Below are 4522 nucleotides of genomic sequence, written 5' to 3'. Positions count from 1 at the left end.
GCCGAGCCTGAATCAAGCCCCGCTGCGGGAGATCCGGCTGCGACGTCGCGCAATGCGTTCGAGCTCGACCATGCGACGAAGGCCATCCGTCGTCCGGTCGGGCGTGCCGTCGCCGCCCGCCGCGCCCCGGTGCCGCGGGGCCAGGCGTTTCGCTCCGGCGCGCGGTCGGATCGGGCGTAGGCGGCTCGGCGCGGGTGAAGCCGATGCTCCGTCGTCGCGTGGCCGGGGACGGCGTGCCAGGCGGCGCGCCGCACGTCCGCAGGCAGGTCTTGCTGTAGCATGCCGACCGCCTTGCCTACCGACCTGACCGCTGCAGCAGCTCCCCGTCGCCGCCGGCTCGCGCCGCTGCTCGCGGCGCTCGCGATGTTCGGCCCGTTCTCGATCGACACGATCTTCCCGGCGTTCCCGGCGATCGAGGCCGACCTGCATGCGAGTCCGTTCGCAATGCAGCAGACGATCAGCGTCTACATGGTCGCCTATGCGCTCATGTCGTTGCTGCACGGCCCGTTCTCCGACGCGCTCGGTCGCCGCCGCGTGATCCTCGTCGGGGTCGTCGTGTTCGCGCTCGCCTCGGTCGGCTGTGCGCTGTCGGGCTCGATCGGTGCGCTGCTCGCGTTCCGTGCGCTGCAGGGCATGTCGGCCGGTGCAGGCCTCATCGTCGGCCGCGCGATCATCCGCGACTGCTTCGAAGGCGTCGCGGCGCAGAAGCTCATGTCGACGGTGTCGATGATCTTCGGCATTGCCCCGGCCGTCGCACCGATCGTGGGTGGTTGGGTCATCGCGTTCGCGCGCTGGCCGATGATCTTCGGCCTGCTCGCCGCATTCGCGTTCGCGCTATGGCTCGCGTGCCTCGCCTGGCTGCCCGAGACGCATCCGCCCGCGCGTCGCGTGCCGCTGTCGCTGCGCGAACTCGCGACGACCTACCGCCTGATCGGCCGCGACCGCGCGTTCGTGCCGCTCGCGCTCGCCGGCTCGCTCAATTTCAACGCGCTGTGGGTGTACATCTCGTCGGCGCCGGCGTACGTACTCGATCTTCTCAAGCTCGATGCGCAGCACTTCGCCTGGCTGTTCGTGCCCGCGATCAGCGGCATGATGATCGGTGCGTTCCTTTCCGGACGGGTCGCCGGGCGCCTCGCGCCGGCGGCGACGGTGCGCCTCGGCTACGCGATCATGCTGACGGCGGCCGCGTCCAGCGTTCTGATCGCATGGCTGTTGCCGCAGCCTCGCGTGCCGTGGTCGGTGATTCCGATCGGCCTGCACGCGATCGGGATCGGCATGAACTTCCCGACGCTCACGCTGCTCCTGCTCGACCGCTTCCCGAACCATCGCGGTGCGGTCTCTTCGGTGCAGGCCTTCATCAGCCTCGTCATCAGCGCGACGATCGCGGGCGCGCTGGCGCCGATGCTGGCGGCGAGCGCGCTGCGCCTCGCATCCGCCGCGCTGCTGTCCACCGCACTCGGCTTCGTCGGCTGGCACGCGTACCGGATGATCACGCGGCGCGAGCGCGAGATCGGTTCGGCGATCTGATCGCCTGGAACGCGCGCACGCGCATTGGCCGACGCCCGCCCGGGTGCGCGCGCACGCATGCGGCGGCCCGGCAATGGATCGGCGGGAGCATGGTCGGCGACGCCGACCTCAGGTCGCAGTGGGCGCGGTGCCCTGCTGGCCCAGGATCGCGCGCAGGACGGCGAATACCTCGTCCTTGCTCCCGGTCACGCTGATCTGCGCATCGCGCGGAATGCCGGTGCCGATGTTGACCGAGTAGCCGATACCGAGATCGTTGCCGTCCTCGTCGATGCGCGCGTAGGTCTCGGGACGGCTGATGTAGACGATCGCGCCGGCGTCGACGAAGCGGCCATCGGGAAGCTTGATCCAGCGCTGCATAGGCAATGTCCGTTGGTGGAATGGGCGACGGTGCGCTCCCGGCGGGACTGCCGGCAGGCGCATGCGCGGATTGTGGACTCTTTTCGCGCGTTACCCAATCCCGAGGCGGTCGGTCTACTGCCAGCCGCAGCGCTTGCCCTTGTTCTGTTCCTGCAGCCACGCGTACAGCGGCGCGAAGTAGTCGATGATCGCGCTCGCGTCCATGTCCTCCTTGCCCGTGAGTTCCTTCAGCGTCTGCTGCCACGGTTGCTGCGCGCCCTGCGAAAGCATCTTCCAGTACTTCGCTCCGGCTTCCTTGTTGCCGTAGATCGAACACTGCGACAGCGGACCCTTGTAGCCGGCCGCGTCGCACAGCGAGCGGTAGAACTGGAACTGCAGGATGTCGGCGAGGAAGTAGCGCATGTACGGCACGTTGGTCGGCACGTGGTTCTTCGCGCCCGGGTCGAAGTCGGCCGCGGTCGCGGCGACCGGCGAGGACAGGCCCTGGTACGTGCGGCGCAGCTGCCACCAGCCTTCGTTGTACTTGTCCGGCGCGATCGAGCCGTCGAACACGCCCCAGCGCCACTTGTCGATGAGCAGCCCGAACGGCAGGAACGCGACCTTCTCGAGCGCGAGTTTCATCTGCGCGTTGAGCATCGCCTTGTCGTCGCTGCCCGCCTTGCCCGCGAGGTCGATGCGGGCGAGATACGCAGGCGTGATGTTGAGGCGGATCGTGTCGCCGATCGCTTCGTGGAATCCGTCGTTGGCGCCACCCTGGAAGATCGGCGGGAGGTCCTTGTAGGCCAGGTAATAATAGACATGGCCCATCTCGTGATAGATCGTGTACTGGTCTTCCTCGGTCGGCCTGATGCACATCTTGATGCGCATGTCGGTGCTGCCGAGGTCCATCGGCCACGCACTCGCGTGGCACAGCGCGTCGCGATCGCGCGGGCGCAGCAGCATCGACTTGTCGTAGAACGACGCCGGCAGCGGCGGAAAACCGATCGACGTGTAGAAATCCTCCGAGCGGCGGACCATCGCGACCGCGTTCCTCATGTCGGCGTCGTGCTCGAGCGCGGCGACGTCGAGCGGCGTCGGCTCGCCCTTGAAGGCCTTGCGCAGGCCATCGAGCGTCGTCTTGCGCTGCGCCTCGAGGCGTGCGTCGACGTCGAGGTTGCCGACGCCCGGGTACGGCTGCAGCAGCGGATAGAGGTTGGCCCAGTCCTGCGCCCACATGTTGCCGGTGATGTGCGCGGGGATCGTGCCGTCCTTGGGCATGCGCGCGCCGTACGTGTCGGCGAGCTTGTTGCGCGCGTAGCACTGCAGCTGCCCGTACAGCGGCTGCACCTGGCCCCACAGCCGGTCGGTCTCCTTCGCGAACTCGGCCGGCGGCATGTCGTAACCGGCGCGCCACATCGTGCCGACGTTGTCGTAGCCGAGGTCGCGCGCGCCCTCGTTGAGGAGTTCGACGAAGCGCGTGTAGTCCTTGAGCATGCCGCGGCCGACGCGGTGCCATCCGCGCCACGCATCGAGGGCATGGTCCCAGTCGCGATCGTTCGCCAGGACCTCGGACAGCTGGTCGAGCGTGCGGCAGCTCGCAGGGTCCTTGTCGTCCTTGCAGTACTTGCCCGATCCGTAGGCGGCGGTCAGCTTCGAGGCGAGGTTGGTCGCTTCGGTCAGGTGCGCAGGATCCTTCGGCGCCGGCATCGCCGTCTGCAGCTTGAGCAGGTCGAGCGCCCGCCGGTCCTTCGGGTCGATGCCGGCGACGCCGTCGAAGCGGCGCGATTCGTCGATCTTCGCCGACAGCCACTTCAGCATCGCTTCGTTCGCGCGCGCGGTGAGCATCTCGGTGTCGCCGGTGATGTAGGTCTCGGCCACCCATTCGGCCGCGTTCGCGACGAGGTACTGCGCCCTGTACTCCGCGTTCATCCTCTCGACGAACGCGTGCGCATCGGCGGCGGTCGGCGCCTTCGTCCCGTCCGCGGCGGACAGCGACGACGACAGCAGCGCGAGGAAAAGGCCAACGAGCGATGCCGGCAGGGTGCGCATCGGGGACTCCGGGGACGTGCGAGGGATGCGCCGCAGGCTAGTGGCAGTGCCGGATGCGCGCAAGCTGCGCCGCGGCGGCGATTTGTGTTCGCCTGCAAATGTAATACGATGTCGGTCGTACATTCGAAGGGTCGAGCCGCGGAGCCGGAGCGCATGAACGCGTTGTCGCAAGTCCGCCTCGAGGCTGGTCGTTTCCTCGAGGTCGGCGCGCACATCCTCGATACGGACACGCTCCGGCTCGTCACGACGCCGGATGCGAAGTTGCCGCCGAAGGCCGTGGCGGTGCTCGTTCGCCTCGCGCACGCGGCTGGACGGACGATCGGGCGCGACGAGCTGCTCGATGACGTCTGGCGCGGCACCTGCCCGACGCCGGATGTGCTGACCCAGGCGATCAAGGACCTGCGCCGCGCGCTCGGCGACGATCCGCATGCGCCGCGATACATCGAGACCGTGCCGCGGCTCGGTTATCGGCTCGTCGCGACGACGCGATTCGCCGATGCGTTGCCGCCCGCGTCCGCGCCTTCGGTATCGCCGGCGCCGGCGGCGCTTCCGTCGCCCTCGGGGCCGCCGGCGGCGGTGTCGCCGCTGCGTGCGAACGCGGCGCGGGCAG

4 protein-coding genes are annotated in these 4522 nt (G+C 68.8%); 2 read left to right on the top strand and 2 right to left on the bottom strand.

Going from position 1 to position 4522, the window contains the following annotated elements; all coding sequences use genetic code 11:
* Positions 1–291 precede the first annotated feature (291 nt).
* Positions 292–1527, top strand: a complete 1236-nt coding sequence (locus VI238_RS10625; protein WP_331651116.1) for a multidrug effflux MFS transporter — start codon at positions 292–294, stop codon at positions 1525–1527.
* A gap of 108 nt (positions 1528–1635) precedes the next feature.
* On the opposite strand, the gene VI238_RS10620 is transcribed toward VI238_RS10625, so the two are convergent.
* On the bottom strand, positions 1636–1884 hold the full coding sequence (locus VI238_RS10620; RefSeq protein ID WP_331651114.1) for a hypothetical protein: 249 nt from the start codon (positions 1882–1884) through the stop codon (positions 1636–1638).
* 114 nt (positions 1885–1998) lie between these two features.
* The gene (locus VI238_RS10615) at positions 1999–3912 is read right to left on the bottom strand and encodes a M2 family metallopeptidase (protein WP_331651112.1); all 1914 of its coding nucleotides are present in this window, start codon (positions 3910–3912) and stop codon (positions 1999–2001) included.
* 153 nt (positions 3913–4065) lie between these two features.
* Here VI238_RS10615 and VI238_RS10610 point away from each other — a divergent pair.
* On the top strand, positions 4066–4522 hold a 457-nt coding region (locus tag VI238_RS10610; protein ID WP_331651110.1), incomplete at its 3' end, for a winged helix-turn-helix domain-containing protein.

It is taken from the genome of Dokdonella sp. (assembly GCF_036518555.1).
GTDB lineage: Bacteria > Pseudomonadota > Gammaproteobacteria > Xanthomonadales > Rhodanobacteraceae > Dokdonella_A.
This window is presented reverse-complemented; position numbering and strand designations above follow the sequence as displayed.